Origin of the sequence: Paenibacillus chartarius, assembly GCF_042432825.1 — a bacterium.
Lineage (GTDB): Bacteria > Bacillota > Bacilli > Paenibacillales > NBRC-103111 > Gordoniibacillus > Gordoniibacillus chartarius.
Genome location: NZ_JBHLWN010000008.1, coordinates 1 through 14,928, shown reverse-complemented (window position 1 = coordinate 14,928; position 14,928 = coordinate 1). Strand labels below are relative to the sequence as shown.

The 14,928-nt window shown below is 59.0% G+C and carries 12 protein-coding genes; 10 read left to right on the top strand and 2 right to left on the bottom strand.

Going from position 1 to position 14,928, the window contains the following annotated elements; genetic code table 11:
- Positions 1 to 96 precede the first annotated feature (96 nt).
- Positions 97 to 411 carry an HNH nuclease-like protein HlpB gene (gene hlpB, locus ACFFK0_RS00870; RefSeq protein ID WP_377467862.1) on the bottom strand — a complete coding sequence of 105 codons (315 nt, stop codon included), beginning with the start codon at positions 409 to 411 and terminating at the stop codon, positions 97 to 99.
- A gap of 176 nt (positions 412 to 587) precedes the next feature.
- Between hlpB and ACFFK0_RS00865 the strand changes: the two genes are divergently transcribed.
- The 3 genes from ACFFK0_RS00865 (at position 588) to ACFFK0_RS00855 (ending at position 3,275) form a co-directional block, all read left to right on the top strand.
- Positions 588 to 1,022, top strand: a complete 435-nt coding sequence (locus ACFFK0_RS00865) for a DUF6130 family protein (protein ID WP_377467680.1) — start codon at positions 588 to 590, stop codon at positions 1,020 to 1,022.
- Positions 1,023 to 1,143: 121 nt separating this feature from the next.
- Positions 1,144 to 1,818: a response regulator transcription factor gene (locus tag ACFFK0_RS00860; protein WP_377467678.1), complete on the top strand. Its 675-nt coding sequence runs from the start codon at positions 1,144 to 1,146 to the stop codon at positions 1,816 to 1,818.
- On the top strand, positions 1,815 to 3,275 hold the full coding sequence (locus tag ACFFK0_RS00855; protein WP_377467676.1) for a sensor histidine kinase: 1,461 nt from the start codon (positions 1,815 to 1,817) through the stop codon (positions 3,273 to 3,275). Before ACFFK0_RS00860 ends, ACFFK0_RS00855 begins: the two co-directional genes overlap by 4 nt.
- Positions 3,276 to 3,591: 316 nt before the next feature.
- Here ACFFK0_RS00855 and ACFFK0_RS00850 read toward each other — a convergent pair whose 3' ends face one another.
- Positions 3,592 to 5,391, bottom strand: coding sequence for a serine hydrolase domain-containing protein (locus ACFFK0_RS00850; protein ID WP_377467674.1), 1,800 nt, complete (start codon positions 5,389 to 5,391; stop codon positions 3,592 to 3,594).
- 552 nt (positions 5,392 to 5,943) lie between these two features.
- Here ACFFK0_RS00850 and ACFFK0_RS00845 point away from each other — a divergent pair.
- From ACFFK0_RS00845 to ACFFK0_RS00815, 7 genes are all read left to right on the top strand, one after another.
- Positions 5,944 to 6,663: a response regulator transcription factor gene (locus ACFFK0_RS00845; protein ID WP_377467673.1), complete on the top strand. Its 720-nt coding sequence runs from the start codon at positions 5,944 to 5,946 to the stop codon at positions 6,661 to 6,663.
- Complete coding sequence (locus tag ACFFK0_RS00840) at positions 6,653 to 7,990, top strand: HAMP domain-containing sensor histidine kinase (RefSeq protein WP_377467672.1); 1,338 nt, start codon at positions 6,653 to 6,655, stop codon at positions 7,988 to 7,990. The genes ACFFK0_RS00845 and ACFFK0_RS00840 overlap by 11 nt, the downstream gene beginning before the upstream one ends.
- 122 nt (positions 7,991 to 8,112) lie before the next feature.
- Positions 8,113 to 8,424, top strand: a complete 312-nt coding sequence (locus ACFFK0_RS00835) for a hypothetical protein (protein ID WP_377467670.1) — start codon at positions 8,113 to 8,115, stop codon at positions 8,422 to 8,424.
- 159 nt (positions 8,425 to 8,583) lie between these two features.
- Complete coding sequence (locus ACFFK0_RS00830; protein WP_377467668.1) at positions 8,584 to 10,302, top strand: permuted SH3 domain-containing protein; 1,719 nt, start codon at positions 8,584 to 8,586, stop codon at positions 10,300 to 10,302.
- A 34-nt stretch (positions 10,303 to 10,336) separates the two neighbouring features.
- Entirely contained in the window at positions 10,337 to 11,086 is a 750-nt protein-coding gene (locus ACFFK0_RS00825) for an ABC transporter ATP-binding protein (protein WP_377467666.1), read from the top strand.
- A complete protein-coding gene (locus ACFFK0_RS00820; protein WP_377467664.1) occupies positions 11,083 to 12,261 on the top strand; it encodes an ABC transporter permease in 1,179 nt (392 codons plus the stop codon). The genes ACFFK0_RS00825 and ACFFK0_RS00820 overlap by 4 nt, the downstream gene beginning before the upstream one ends.
- 29 nt (positions 12,262 to 12,290) lie before the next feature.
- Positions 12,291 to 14,504, top strand: a complete 2,214-nt coding sequence (locus ACFFK0_RS00815; RefSeq protein ID WP_377467662.1) for a hypothetical protein — start codon at positions 12,291 to 12,293, stop codon at positions 14,502 to 14,504.
- Positions 14,505 to 14,928 lie beyond the last annotated feature (424 nt).

Below are 14,928 nucleotides of genomic sequence, written 5' to 3'. Positions count from 1 at the left end.
GGCGCTGGATGAAAGATCGTTCAAAATACGGAAAGTACGTCATCGAACCCGAACAGAACCGCAATCCGACCCCTCAAACCCCTTGCAGCAAGCAAGTCAATGCAGCCCCCGCCGTTCCCGCGATTTGCGCGTCCGGGGTACGGTGGCAGCCGGCTGCTTGCGGATCCATTTCAGGAACCGGGCGATTTCCCCGTTTGCCTGCAGCGCCTCAATCGTGTTCAAGCCGTCCGCAAGCTGATCGTTCGTAAACAATGCATGCAGCTGCTTGTGGCATGGGATGCACAGATCGGCAGTAGGCAGCTTGGCGCCGCCCTTCTCGCGCGGGGTCAGGTGGTGCTCCGTCGTTTCGACGCCTTCCCGGCCGCATAGCGCACAGGTGCCGATGTTCATTTTACCTTGGCCGAAGTTCATCACGATTTGCCTACCTTCCGCTGTACTCGTGCCTTCCGGTTACTATGCCCTGCGGTGGAATCAATTATTTTCTCGTTGGGCACGCGGGGCTTGTCATGAATCGGGCTTGTTCCACATATACAAGGTAGCAAGGATGCAAGGCTGTCCAAACTATCGCAAAGGTGGTAACGGGACTAATGAACAGAAAAATGATGCTGAGCGCTGCGGCGCTTGTAGCTGCGGCAGTAATCGGCACGGCATGCGGGAAGAGCGAGAGCACGGGGGCTCCGGAGGCCGGGGGCGCATCACCGACGAAAGCTTCGTCGATCAGCACGAATGACGCGAAGCCGACGCTGACGGCGGATCTGGTGCAGGACGGGCATAGCGTTACGATTACGTACAAGGTCGAGAACATGCATATTTCCTCTGAGCATTACGGCCATCAAGCCGTGCCGGGCGAAGGCCATTTGCATGTATATGTGGACGGCGTGCAGAAGGCGGGCCTCAAGACGGATGCACCGGTGCGTCTCGAGAACTTGCCGGCGGGCAAGCATACGATCAAGCTCAATCTGCAAAATAACGACCACACCTCCCTCGGCGTCGAGAAGTCGTGGGAGATCGAAGTGAAGTAAGACGGCTTCCGCCGGCAGAAGCTCTGCCCTCCCTTGTGCTCGGAGGTTGCAGGGCTTCTTCGCGTATCTCTATAATAAAAGAGATATGATTTGTACGGACGATGAAGGGGCGTTAGGCGGCATGGCTAAGATTTTGGTAGTGGATGACGAGGAAGCGATTCGCCAGTTGATACGCGTCTCGCTTCGCGGCGAAGGCTATGACATCGTAGAAGCGGCGGACGGGGGAGATGCGCTGCGGCTGATGGATACGGAAAAGGCCGATCTCGTCATCCTGGATATTCTCATGCCGGACATGGACGGCTGGGCGCTGTGCGAGGAGCTGCGGCGTCACTATGACGTGCCTCTGCTGATGCTGACGGCGCTTGGAGATAATGCTCAGGTGGTCAAAGGATTTCAAGCGGGTACAGACGACTATATGACGAAGCCGTTTCATCCGAACGAACTCGTGCTGCGGGTGAAAGCGCTGCTGCGGCGGTACCGTATCGAAGTGTCGAACCAGCTCCATGTCGGCCGGCTTGTGGTGGACCGCTCCTTGTATGAAGTGAGAATCGGCGACCGGAGGCTGACGATGCCGATGAAGGAGTTTGAGCTGCTGTACCAGCTGGCGAGGGGCGGAGGGCAGATTTTGACCCGAAACCAGCTCGTCGAGCAGGTGTGGGGGGTTGATTTTCGCGGGGACGAGCGTACGGTTGACGTGCATATTAAGCGGCTGCGGGAGCGGATCGACGAGACGGAGGCGGGCGTGGCGATCGTAACGGTGCGCGGACTCGGCTATCGCCTCCAGGTGCTGCCATGATGCGGTCGCTGTATGTGAGGGTGGCTCTGACGTTCCTGCTCACGGTTATGCTTAGTCTGGTCCTGCCCTTCCTCGTCGGCAGCCGGATCAACCGGGACGCGCTGCTCGATCGGGTGCATGACGATATGGTCGATTTCGCCAATAGTACCATTTATATTGTCGGCAAGCTGCAGCCCCCCGATATGAATGAAGCGCTTCAGAAGATGGCGACAGTGAAGCATTACGGGCTTTGGCTGTATGGAAGCGGCGGAGATGCTCAGGTGTTCAATGCGGCGGATGGGATGGCGGAGATTGATGACGCTGCGGTAAAGCAGGTACTGGGCGGCGCTGTGTACGACAGCCTGCAGGAAGGGCGGGAGGTCACGCTGAACGAGCTGATCGTCGGATTCCCGCAGGAGGTGAACGGCAGCCGATATGCGCTGTTCGTCGTTGCCCATCCGCGCAGAGACATGGGCAACAATGCGCAGCGCGATTTGATAAAGGTGCTGCTGACGGTGCTGGTGCCGGGGGGGCTGCTGATTTTGCTGGCGGCCCGTTATATCGTGAAGCCGCTTCAGAAGCTGACCGAGGCGACGAAGCGTATTTCCCGGGGGGACTTCCGGGTGCGGGTCGATATCGATCGTAAGGACGAGATCGGACTGCTGGCGAAGACGTTTAATCATATGGCCGGCGAGCTGCAGCAGATGGAGACGATGCGGCAGGATTTTGTCTCGAATGTGTCGCACGAAATCCAGACGCCGCTCACTTCGATCCACGGCTTTGCGATCGAGCTGCAGCAGCCCGGCATGCCTGAGGAGGAGCGGCTGAAGTATTTGCGCATTATGGAGCGGGAAAGCGCCCGGCTGTCCCGGCTCGGCCGCAATTTGCTGAAGCTGGCTTCGCTGGAGTCGGACCAGTATCCGTTGCATCCGCGGGAGCTGGAGCTGGACGAGCAGCTGCGTCGCGTTGTCGTCGCTTGCGAGCCGCTATGGGCGGGGAAGGACTTGCTCATGGACCTGGACGAGCTGGAGCGGACGAAGATCGTCGCGGACGAGGATGCTCTCGGCCAGGTGTGGATCAACCTGCTGCACAACAGCATCAAGTTCACGCCGGCAGGCGGGGACATTCGGGTGGAGCTCGATAGTACGAAGCCGGGCTGGGTCGAGGTGCGGATCAGCGACAGCGGGATCGGCATTGCGCCGCAGGACCGGGAACGGGTATTCGAGAGATTCTTTAAGGCGGACAGGTCGCGCAGCAGCGGGAAGGGGCCTGCGGACGGCACGGGGTACGCCGCCGTCGGAAGTGCCGAGGACGAATGGACCGCCGGCGGTGCAGCGCAGCTGAGCGGAAGCGGGCTTGGGCTGGCCATTACGAAACGAATCGTCGAGCTTCACGGCGGTCAGATCCGGCTGGACAGCGAGCTGGGCAGCGGCACGACGGTTACGGTGACGCTGCCGGTTATTCGGCCGCAGGCATAGGCGGGGGCGAGGCCGCCTTCCATGTTAAACGCGTGACCCCACGGAAACCAAGGAAAACAGCAAGGCGAGGCATCCGCGGTAAGCTCCCCCGGCTCTGCGGCGCTCACGGCTTCCGCAGAACCGTCCGCCACTGCGAGGCCAGCTTCTTCAGATCCCCGCAGTGCTGCTATCCCGTCGCCGCAGCGCCGCCCGCCAACGAGGCACCTCTGCCCCGGCAGCTCTTCTGCCGCGGGTCCCCTATCGCTGCAGCTATTCCGCCCCTGCGGCTCCTGCCCCAGAGGCTCGCGTGCCCACGAAGCTCCCTCCTCCCGTACACCTATATAAGCCGGAAGAAATCCCAGGCGTACAAATAAGCGACGAAGATCGCTGTCGAGATTGCAGCCCCAACCTGAAGCTTGGCGACGGGCCGCTTACGAACGAAGTTGCCTGCAACCCGCACTGCCAGCACAACCAGCAGCAGGAATGGCGCATACAAAACCGGATAGATCCATCCGGGAATCTCATTGATCAGCAGCTCCGGCAGCGACACGACGAATAAGAAATAGACGACAAAGAGAACGGATACGAGCGTGCCCAGCCAATCGAAGCTCGGCCGCCGGCGCCGAATCAGGCCGACGAGCCATGCCGGCACCGCGCACACAGCCTGCAGCGGATACACCAGCGCCAGGCCCAGAACGATAGCGATATGCAAGTAGGGGTGGTACAAAGCCGACCGCTCGCGTTCATACATCATCGTGGGGATAGAGCTCAGCGCCAGTGTACCTTGGACGGCATTTACGTAAATCGCTTCCTGCGACCGCTCATGGCGGAACAGACCGGGCTCCGTTTGCCGGTAGCGCTCCCCTCTCATCGTAATGACGCCGTCCTCCACGGCTTGCACACGCACCGCGGACAAGTGCTGCCCGAGGTTCAGGGGCCCTTTCAGCCGCGAGCGGTTCGGCAAATAATAGCCATCGACCTGCTTCAATTCCCGAACCGAAGCGGGTTTTGCGTCGTATGCAGCCGCCTGACGAACGGGATAAAACCGATCCAAATACCCGTCGATCAGCCGTTCCCGTACCTCGGCGCCGCCGGAAGCGTTGGTCGCGATGAAGATGCCCGTGTTCTCGGACGGAATCAGGTACAAGTACGATTCGAAGCCGTCAATGCTGCCGTCATGCTCAATCAGCCGCAAGCCGTTCTGGTACCGCTCGTAGAAGCCGTAGGCCATGCCCGGCATCCGGGTATGAGCCGCGAATTGGGTGCGGTGCATGAGCGCCGCCGTCTCCGCCTGCAGGATGCGGGTTTCCCCGTAACGGCCGTGCTGAAGGTGCGCGAGCATGTAATGGGCGATATCCTCGGCGGTGGACTGTAAGGCGCCTGCGGGTAGATGGTGAATGTAAGAATAGGGGAGAGGGCTGTACGCGCCATTTTCATACGAGTAGCTCTTGGCCAGCTCCGGGTCGGACTCCTGTAGTCGGAAGCCGGACCGGTTCATATTCAGCGGCTGGAAAATGCGGGCTTGAACGGCCTGCTCGTAAGGAACGCTCAGCTTCGATTCCACCAAGTAACCGGCCAGAGACATCCCTTGGTTGCTGTAGGCGATCTGTACGCCGGGTTTGCGGCACTGGCTCGGCAAATAGCGGGTCAGCGCAGCGGAGAGCGGCAGCTGCCGCTCCCGGTCCCGGCCCACCGCGAACACGGATTCGCAAAGTCCTGCCGTATGCGTGAGCAGATGGTGCAAAGTGACCGGCTGCCCTACTATGTCCGGCAAGCGAACGTCCGGCCAGTAGCTCCGGATATCTTGATGAAGATCGATAAGCCCTTCCTCGTAGAGCTGCATAACAGCTGTGGCGGTTACCGATTTGGAGATCGAGCCGAGCCGGAATACGGTCCGATAAGGATTGGCGGCAGCCTGACGCTCGAGGTCCGCATAGCCGTACCCCTTCATGAGCGCGATCCGGCCATCCCGGACGATCGACACGACCGCACCGGGGACATGGTGCTCATTCATGCTGCGCTGCATCAGCTCGTCGGTGAATGCTTCCAAATCTTGCGGGTGCGATACGGCTGCAGCAACGGCAGCGGGTACGAGCAACCACGGCGCCGGCACCATAAACAGCACAAAGCTTAGCACTAAGCACCCCAAACTGTAACGTAACCTGCACCGCAACCTGCACCATACCATGCATCGCACCGTGCTGTGCACCATGGGCCGCACCGTGCACCGAAACATGTGCCGGACCGTGCATCGCAACCTGCACCATACCATGCATCGCACCGTGCGCCGTACCATGGGCCGCACCGTGCACCGAAACATGTGCCGGACCGTGCACCGCAACCTGCACCATACCATGCATCGCACCGTGCGCTGCACCGTGCACCGCAGCATGTGCCGGACCGTGCAACGCAACCTGCACCATACCATGCATCGCACCGTGCGCGGCACCATGCACAGCAATACGCATATCATCATACTCACCACCGCTCCAGCCAACCTCCCGGCATTTTCCCATCGCAATAACATGCATATCCTCCTATCCTGCGTAACCTTCCAGACATGGGATCAGTATATCCATCCTCTCTTACCCGCACCTGTCTCTATTCTTACATCTACCTTAAATTGCAGGAATTGCAGGCCAAGGCGAGAATGTCAAAGACAGGAACCGATAGGAAGGGAACATTCGGAATGCAGTCATGGATATTAATTGTCGAAGATGACCGGGAGATCGCAGCGCTCGTGAAGCTCTTCCTGGAGAAGGACGGGCACCGGGTCATTCAAGCGTTTGACGGTCAAGAAGCGTGGGAGCTCATCACGAGCCGGCAGGTCGATCTTGCCGTAATCGATATAACGATGCCGCGAATGGACGGCTTCGAGCTGCTGAAGCGGCTGAGAACGCAATACAAATTTCCGGTCATCGTCATTTCGGCAAGAAACAGCGACAACGATAAAATACTGGGACTGGGCCTTGGCGCGGACGACTTCATCGCCAAGCCGTTTAATCCGCTTGAAGTGGTGGCGCGGGTTCAGGCTCAGCTTCGCCGCGCATTCGAATTCAATGAACCGCGGGAAAGGAACGGCGCCGAGGATACGACCGAGATCGGGCATCTGGTACTCAATCACGCTTCCTGTACGTTGTACCGGAGGAACGAGGCGATTCCGCTCACGTCATTGGAATACAAGCTGCTGCGGACGTTCATGCACTCGCCGGGGAGAATTTTCACAAAGCGGGAGCTGTTCGAGCTCGTCTGGTCGGAGACGTATCTGGAGGACGATAATACCATAATGGTGCAAATTTCGCGTTTGCGGGATAAAATCGAGGAGCATCCGAAGCAGGCGGGCTACATTCGAACCGTCAGAGGCCTCGGCTATAAGTTCGCAGCGAAGGAGGATTGGCTTGAACCGTGAACGCAGGCTGTTTACTACGCTGACGAGAACGTATACGCTGTTCGGTCTGACGATCATTCTCATCCAGGCGACATTTGGATTTTTCATAAAAGACCTCGTGACGATGGGCAGGGCTCCCGAGCTGTCGGCGGGAACGCTGGTGAGATCCGATTACGAGAACCTTCCTTACGAGGACGTCCGTGCGGCCGGCGGTACGATCCGGATTTTGGACGAGAACGGGCGGGTAATGATGGTGAAAGGTCTTGAGGAGGGGGGGCCGGACGCTTATTCGGAGACTGAGCTGCTTCAGCTGCTGGAGGACCGGGAGGACAGCCCGTACCGCCATACCTTTGCAACATTCCGTACGGAAGCCGGGCAGACGTATACCCTTCTCGTTACGATGCCGAAGCAGGGAAACTATGTGCTGATCTACATTCATGCCGCCCTGCTGCTGATGTTCTTTGTGTGCGTGTACTTGTTCAGCAGGTGGACGGCGAAACGCATTACCGGACCGATTGAGCAAATTGTATCGGCGATCCGAAGGATGAAGGACGGCCAATACCACGAACGGCTGAATTACCGGTCCGATTATGAATTTGCGCAAATTCAGGAGCATTTTAACCGGATGGCGGCTACACTGGAGCGAACGGAACGCGAGAAAATGGAGATCGAAGAGGTCAAGCAGCGGGTGCTTCTCGACTTGTCGCACGATTTGAAGACGCCGGTCACGACGATTCAAGGCTATGCCAAGGCGCTGCAGCTCGGCATGGCGGATAGCCCGGAGAAGCTGAAGGAATATATCGATATCATTCACAATAAGTCCCGTATCGTCGCTTCCTTGATTGAGGACATGTTTCAGCTGGCCGCGCTTGAGAGCCCCGTGTACCCTTTCGCCTCTGAGGCCGGAGATTTGACGGAGCTGCTGCGCCGGATTGCCATTGAATACTACGATATTTTCAAGCATAGAGGCTTTCATCTGGACATCCAAATTCCCGACGGCCCGATCGATATCCGAATGAACGCCAAGCTGCTGCACCGCGCCGTGGCCAATTTGCTGACCAACGCCCTGCAGCATAATCCCGAAGGGACGACCGTCATCCTGCAGCTTGAGGAGACGAACCGCTTCGCCCGAATGAAAGTGTGCGACGACGGGAAGGGAATTCCCGAGGAGCTCAAGGAAACGCTGTTTCAGCCCTTCATCCGCGGGGAGCCTTCGCGAAGAAGCGGCGACGGCACCGGATTGGGACTGGCCATCGCCCACCGGGCGATCGTACTGCATGAAGGAACGCTTCGGCTGCATGAGACGGAGAGGTACACGGTATTTGAAATCGTGCTGCCCAAGTGTTGAGGTTTAGTTGAGGTCCGGCCCGCTGAGGCGCTTGTTCCGCAGCGAGCCGGGCAGGGGGAGTCGTCGCCAGCTAGTCGTTTAACTAGCAGGTCCACCCGCATCCGGCGGACATGCCCAATACGGTGGCGAAACGGAAGGTTATCGAGTTCGGACTCAAGCACCATCCCTCAGCTTTTGTCTTGGTTATTCCGTACAGAGAGATCGGCCGCAGCGGCGTATCCTCGGTACAGAACCTCTCTTTCTTCCCCGATCCTATAACCGCTGTTTGTTGTCGGATAGATGACCATTCCGCGGATAACCTCGAACAGCCTGCTCAACCGGTAACATGTACATTTGCCGCCAGCCCAGCCGCCGCCTTTATTTTACACGAGCAAAAGGCATCCAAAAACCCCGAAATCCGCCATAAGCAAGTTCCGTTCATAAATAATCTTTAATACGCAGTCTTGGTCGACAAACCTTGAATTCCTTACTTTTCACTGTTCTCTCAGCCGATTTTCAGCTTGCTTTAAGTCTCAGTTCATATGAAGTTCATAAAACTTCCCTAAGCTAGTACTATCACATCAACTGCGACATTGTGGGAGGAGAAAGAGACGATGGCAGGGCTTCGCAACAAAAAATGGATCGCAATCATCGCGCTGATCGTCGTCTGCGGAGGCGGTACGGCGGCATACGTCACATGGAAGCCCGGTACCAGCAAGCCTGCAGCCGGCCAGCAGCAGCAAAGGGTCGTTCAGGTGACCAAAGGGAATATCAAAGTGGCGGTGTCGGGGACGGCGCAATTCGAGCCGAGGGATTTGCAAAATATTATCGCTCCCGCCGACGGCACGATCAAGACGATGAACATGACCCGTTACCAGGAAGTGAAGAAAGGCCAGCTGCTGTTCGAGCTCTCCAGCTCCTCGCAGGAAGCTTCTCTGAAGCAGGCCCAGAATCAGCTGGTGACGCTCGAGCAAGAGCTCGCCGACCTGATCGCCCAGCAGGGCCGCATGACGATTACGGCAACGGCCGACGGCGTGATTACGCTGGCGAACAACCTTGATGCCGGAAGCAGCGTCAACAAGAACGGCAAGATCGGAACGATCTCGCCTAGCGGCATTCTGACCGTCAAGCTGCTGTTCCCGGCGGCTGAAGGACTGCAAGCGAAGAAAGGCGACGTGGTCGACCTCAGCATTACCGGACATATGCTCACCCAAACCGGCATCGTCGAGTCGGTAGACAAGAACCTGAAGGCCGACGCGAACGGCAACAAGCTCGTAACGGTCATTGTGAACGTGCCGAATGACGGGACGTTAAGCGCGGGGACAATGGTGAAGGGATCGTTATCGATCGGCGCGAGCAAGGTTGAGGCAAGCAGTGAGGCGGCATTGGAATACATATCGACCGTAACGCTTCTGTCCGAGGCGCAGGGAACGGTCAAGAAGCTGAATGTGAAGACGGGCGACACCGTTCACGCGGGAGATGTGATCGCGGAGCTGGCCAACGATACGCTGGCCAACAGCATCACCGCGAAGCAGAACGACATCGAGCGCCAGAAGGTGCTTGTCAGCGACAGTGAAGACAAAATCAAGACGCTGCAAGTATTCGCTCCGTTTGACGGGATATTCTCGACAGACTTTGCGAACAAGCGGACGAACGTGCTGAACAGCTATCCGGTCGGAGCGACGATCGAATCCGGGACGCAGCTCGGCGCGGTCGCCAGCTTCAACAGCCTGCAGCTGCCGATCCAGGTCGACGAGCTCGATCTGCCGAGCATTAAGGTCGGTCAGAAGGCGAACGTGACGGTCAGCGCGATTGCGGGCCGGACGTTCGAAGGCGAGGTTACGCAAATTTCCAGCGTCGGCACGACCACGAACGGCGTAACGGCATACGACGTCGTCGTCGCTGTGAATAACAACGATCAAATCATTAAGAACGGCATGACGGCAACCGCAGAAATTCTCGTGCAAAATAAAACGAACGTTCTGGTGCTCCCGGTCGAGGCGCTGCAGACGCAGCGCGGCCAGCGGTTCGTCACGCTGCAGAAGGAGGACGGCACCCTCGAGCAGCAGCATCCGATCAAGATCGGCGTACGCAGCCAGACGCAGGTGGAAGTGACCGAGGGCCTCAGCGAAGGGGATAAAGTCTTCATCCCGCAATCCGCCCAGCGGAGCAACTTGACGCAGGCGCAGCAGGATCAGCTGCGCCAGCAGTTCCAGGGCGGAGCCGGCGGCGCAGGTGCAGGCGCGGGGGGCGGCAGCTTTGCACCTCCTGCGGGCGGCTTTGGCGGCGGAGGCACTGGCGGTACCGGCGGCGGCCGGGCTGGCGGCAACTAAAACTCCCTGCAGGGATAGAGAGGAGGCTGGCGCCATGAACATGATCGAACTGAACAACATTGTCAAAACGTACGGCAGAGGCTCTCAGCAGCTGACGATCCTGAACGGTGTTTCCCTGTCGGTGGAGAAGGGCGATTTCGTCGCCATCGTCGGTCCGAGCGGATCCGGCAAGTCGACGCTGATGAATACGATCGGACTGCTCGACATGCCGACCTCCGGCACCTACACCTTGGACGGCGTCGCGACGGAACGGATGTCCGACAATCAGCTGGCCGATTTGCGAAATCAGAAGATCGGGTTTATTTTCCAGCAATTCAACCTGCTGCCGCGCCTTACTGCAATTGAGAACGTGGAGCTGCCGATGATCTATGGCGGCTACAGCCGCAAGCAGCGGCGCGAACGGGGGATGGCCATGCTGGAGCTGCTCGGGATGGGGAAGCGCTGGGACCACAAGCCGAGCGAGCTGTCCGGCGGCCAGCAGCAGCGGGTGGCGATCGCCCGCGCGCTGGCGATTTCTCCGTCGCTCCTGCTCGCCGACGAACCGACCGGTGCGCTCGACTCGCGGACCGGCAACGAGGTGCTGGAGCTGATTCTGAAGCTTAACGAGCAGGGCAATACGATCGTGCTGATTACCCACGATCTGCATATCGCGAACAATGCCCGGCGCGTCATCTCTTTGCGGGACGGCAACATCATCAGCGACGAGCGACTCCGCCCGCTGGAGCCGGCGTCGCCCGGCGCAAGCGCCGTCCAAGAGCCGCCGCTGCATGAGGTGGTCTCATGAGAACGATAGAGCTTGTGATGATGGCCCTCAAGACGGTCGTCGCCAACCCGATGCGCACCATCCTGACGATGCTCGGCGTCATTATCGGCGTCTGCTCCGTCATCGTGCTCGTCTCGATCGGCCGCGGCACGTCGGAACAAATCGCCAAGCAGTACGAGCAGCTAGGCGCTAACCTGCTTGTCGTCAACGTACTGAACAACGGCCGCGCGACGCAGCTGGATTACGGCGAGCTGATGCAAATCGAGCAGCTGCCGGAGTTCGGAGCGATCGCGCCGACGCTGACGAAGAACAATTCCAATATCAAGGTCGACCGCCAGAAGGAAACGTACAACGTCCTCGGTACGAACGACCGCTACTTGGAGGTCGTCAAGGCGCAGGTCAACACGGGGCGCTTCATCGTGGAGGCGGATATCGAGTTCCGCAACCACGTTGCCGTGCTCGGGAGCGAAGTCGCGAAAAAGTTTTTCGGCGAGGAAGACCCGGTCGGCCAGCAAATCAACATCGACGGTTACTTCTACGATGTCGTCGGCACGATGAAGCCGCAGGGCTCCAATATTAACGGGACTTCGGTCGACAGCACGATTTTTGCGCCGCTTGAGACGGTCCGCCGTGATTTCAAACTGGGCGTTATCCGAACCACTTACGTTGAGGCGGCCAGCGAAAATGACATCACAACCGCCCAAAACACGATCACTCAGTATTTAACGCGCAAATTCAAGAGCAGCAGCGGCTTCCTGATTTTGAACCAGGAGCAGCTCAAGAACGCCCGCGTTGCGGCTTCCAGCTCGCTCACGAGCCAGCTCGTCGCGGTGGCCTGCATCTCGCTGCTCGTCGGCGGCATCGGCATTATGAACATTATGCTTGTAACCGTGACGGAGCGGACCCGCGAGATCGGCATCCGCAAATCGATCGGCGCCAAGCGGCGCAACATCCTGCTGCAGTTTCTCGTCGAAGCGACGGTCATCAGCGGTCTCGGCGGCCTCCTCGGGCTTCTGCTCGGGGTCGTCATCGCCCTTGCCTGGCCGATGATCAACCCGACGCAGCCGACGAAGCTGTCGCTCGATATCGGCTTGTACGCCTTCGCGTTCTCCGCGCTGGTCGGCATCATCTTCGGCCTGTATCCGGCGAACAAGGCATCCAAGCTGCGCCCGATCGACGCCCTTCGCACCGACTAAATCATGTACCTACATAAGGAGGCATCCCTGTGAAAATCAAGCTGCGCGTACTCCACACGCTGCAACGCTGGATGAAAGCCGCCGCTCCCGCCGCCATGCTCGGTATGCAGCTTGCGGTGCCGACCGCTCAGGCGCAGGCCGGCGTTTTCATCGATTCGAATACGTATTTCACGGTCCGTGACGTGTCGCTCTCGAGCGGTACGGACGCCGCATATTTGCAATTCGGAGTCGCCCTGCACAACGGCAGCGGCGGCGATGTGAATATGAACGACTTCGGGGTGAAAATCAGCGACGGAGCCGGACACAGTTACTCGGCTCAGCTGACGAGCCGCCAGTCGGCCCGGGTTACGCCGGGCGCCGACGCGACGTTCCGCTTCTCCTCGCAAATTCCGGCGCAGGTCGCCGATATTGGACGGCTGCAGGTCGTTGTCTTCCGCTGGGATTCGTCGCAGGATGATTTGATGAACGAGCTGGGCGCCCTGCCGGCGGCGGATGCGGCCACGTCCGCAGCCGTCCGGCAGACGACGGTGCAGGCCGATGAGGCCGATGCGTCGCTGCCCGCCGATGCGGCGGTCGACTTCCAGGCGGTGCGAAGCTTCATCGTGCATCAAGACGAGCAAGCGTACCTGTATACGGACGTGCTTGCGACCAATACCGGCAGCACGAGCTTCTCGCTGCCTGCAGGCTTGAAGTACCGCTTCGTCGGCACGAAGACGGACAGCTACAGCGCCACGATCGTGGCGGGAACGGACACGGCTCTGCTGCCGGGCGAGACGCGCAAGGTAACGGTACGTGCTGCAATACCGTCGGGATTGCCGCGTGCGGCGGACGGGTACAGCCTGCAATTTTACAGTGAAACGAGCAGCGGCGGTGTCTCGGTACTGGGCAGCGTCGATGTGGCGACGGTGACGACCGAATCCGTTATCGGCGAAGCCCAGCCGGTATTCAGCCGCACCGGTACGAAGCCGCTGACGGTAACGATAACGGGGGCGAAGGTCAGCTTGCAGACGGACGGTCTGCATCTGTCGGCCACCGTCGTTGTCAAGAACGAAGGGACCGAGATTACGGCGCTGCCTGCGCTGACCGGACAGTATCAGTTCGGAGGAAGCGGCTCGGCCGTTTCCTCGAGCGATACATCGTCCCATCCGCAGTACTTGGCGCCTCAAGAGACTTCAGCGTACCGGTTCGACGCGGTGCTGCCGAGCGGCCTGAAGCCGGAAGACGTACGGCTGGCGCTGCTGGCAAGCGTAACCGGAAGCTCCTCGACGAAGTCGGGTACGACAACGTCCACGACAGCTTCCTCGGGTTCGGCGGCAAGCACGGCATCGTCGTCCACGTCGACGGCGGCTGCGACGGGGGGCTCGACGGCTTCCGCCGCTTCGACCGGTGCGGCAGTTTCGACGGGAGGCTCCGCTCCGATCGCCGTCGTGCTGCTGAAAGGGGCTGCGGACGGCTCGGACGTATTCGCTACGGCCGCGGAATACAAGCTCGGCGACAGTCTGAAGCTGGCAGGCAGCGCCTTCGACGCCGACCTTGACTTCAAGCTCAGCGGGTTCCAGGTGAATCCGAACGAAGAGGACGGCTTCCGGCAGGCGACAGCTAAATTCGTCATTACGAACAATGGGAAGGAAAGCATCGCGATGCCGAGCTTCCAAAGCGTGCTGACGACAAGCAGCGGCGTCGATTACGCCGGAACGCGCCAAGCCGCCGTCGTATCGACGCTGATGCCGGGCATGAGCTACGTGGTGCAGTATGCATTCACGCTCCCGGGCACGGCGCCGACCGAGAAGCTGGCCATGACGATCCAAGGCGGCAGCTCCGCCGTAGCGGCAGCGAACATCGCGCTTGTTCCGCCAAAGGTCGACACGAATCCGCTGAACGATAACATGCTGCTGGAGCTTTATCCGTTCAAGGTAACCCTGAACAAGTTGGAGCCGACCTGGACGTACAACAACGGAACATTTACGTATAAGCTGGGTGTCGACGCGAAGGTCGAGAAGGAAGATCCGAATGTCGCCGTAGATACGAACTTCTCCTCCTTGCAGTTCGATCTGGTCGACGCGCTCGGCCGGGTGCAGGCGACGACAACGCTGCCGTTCACCGGCGCTAATAAAATCGCGAACGGCTTGCAGCATGTGTCATGGGGCTCGTTGACGGAAATTAACGATCCGCTCAGCATCTATATTTACGAAGTTTTCACCACTCCGACCGGACAAGCGAAGCGCTTGCTGAAGGTGAATTAATTCGCTAGGGGCTATCGTGGTAATTGCTTGCCTGACAAGGGCGCGGCCCGACCTGTAATACGAACTGTATTATGTACAAAAGGACCTCAATTTCCGCTGCAAAGCGGGGAATGAGGTCCTTTTATTTCTATGCCAGCCAGTATAAATTTCACTTTATGCTTTGGCTGATTCCGCTACGGTGGCGTTACTCCGGAGTGTTTGAGCCGAGCAGTAAGCAGTACGTTTCACAGCTAATTTACCGCCGTAAACGTACCTGGCATAGTATCGGCGTTAGGCATTATTAGAAGAGGAAAGGAGCGGGGAAGCCGCAACAAGGCCCAAAAGGGCGTTGTTGGAGGTGGAAAGGAGCGGGGAGGTCGCAACCGGTCAGGCCCCCTAATTCCGGAGTTACCATCATAAAAACTTGGTTAGTCTTAGTTTCGCT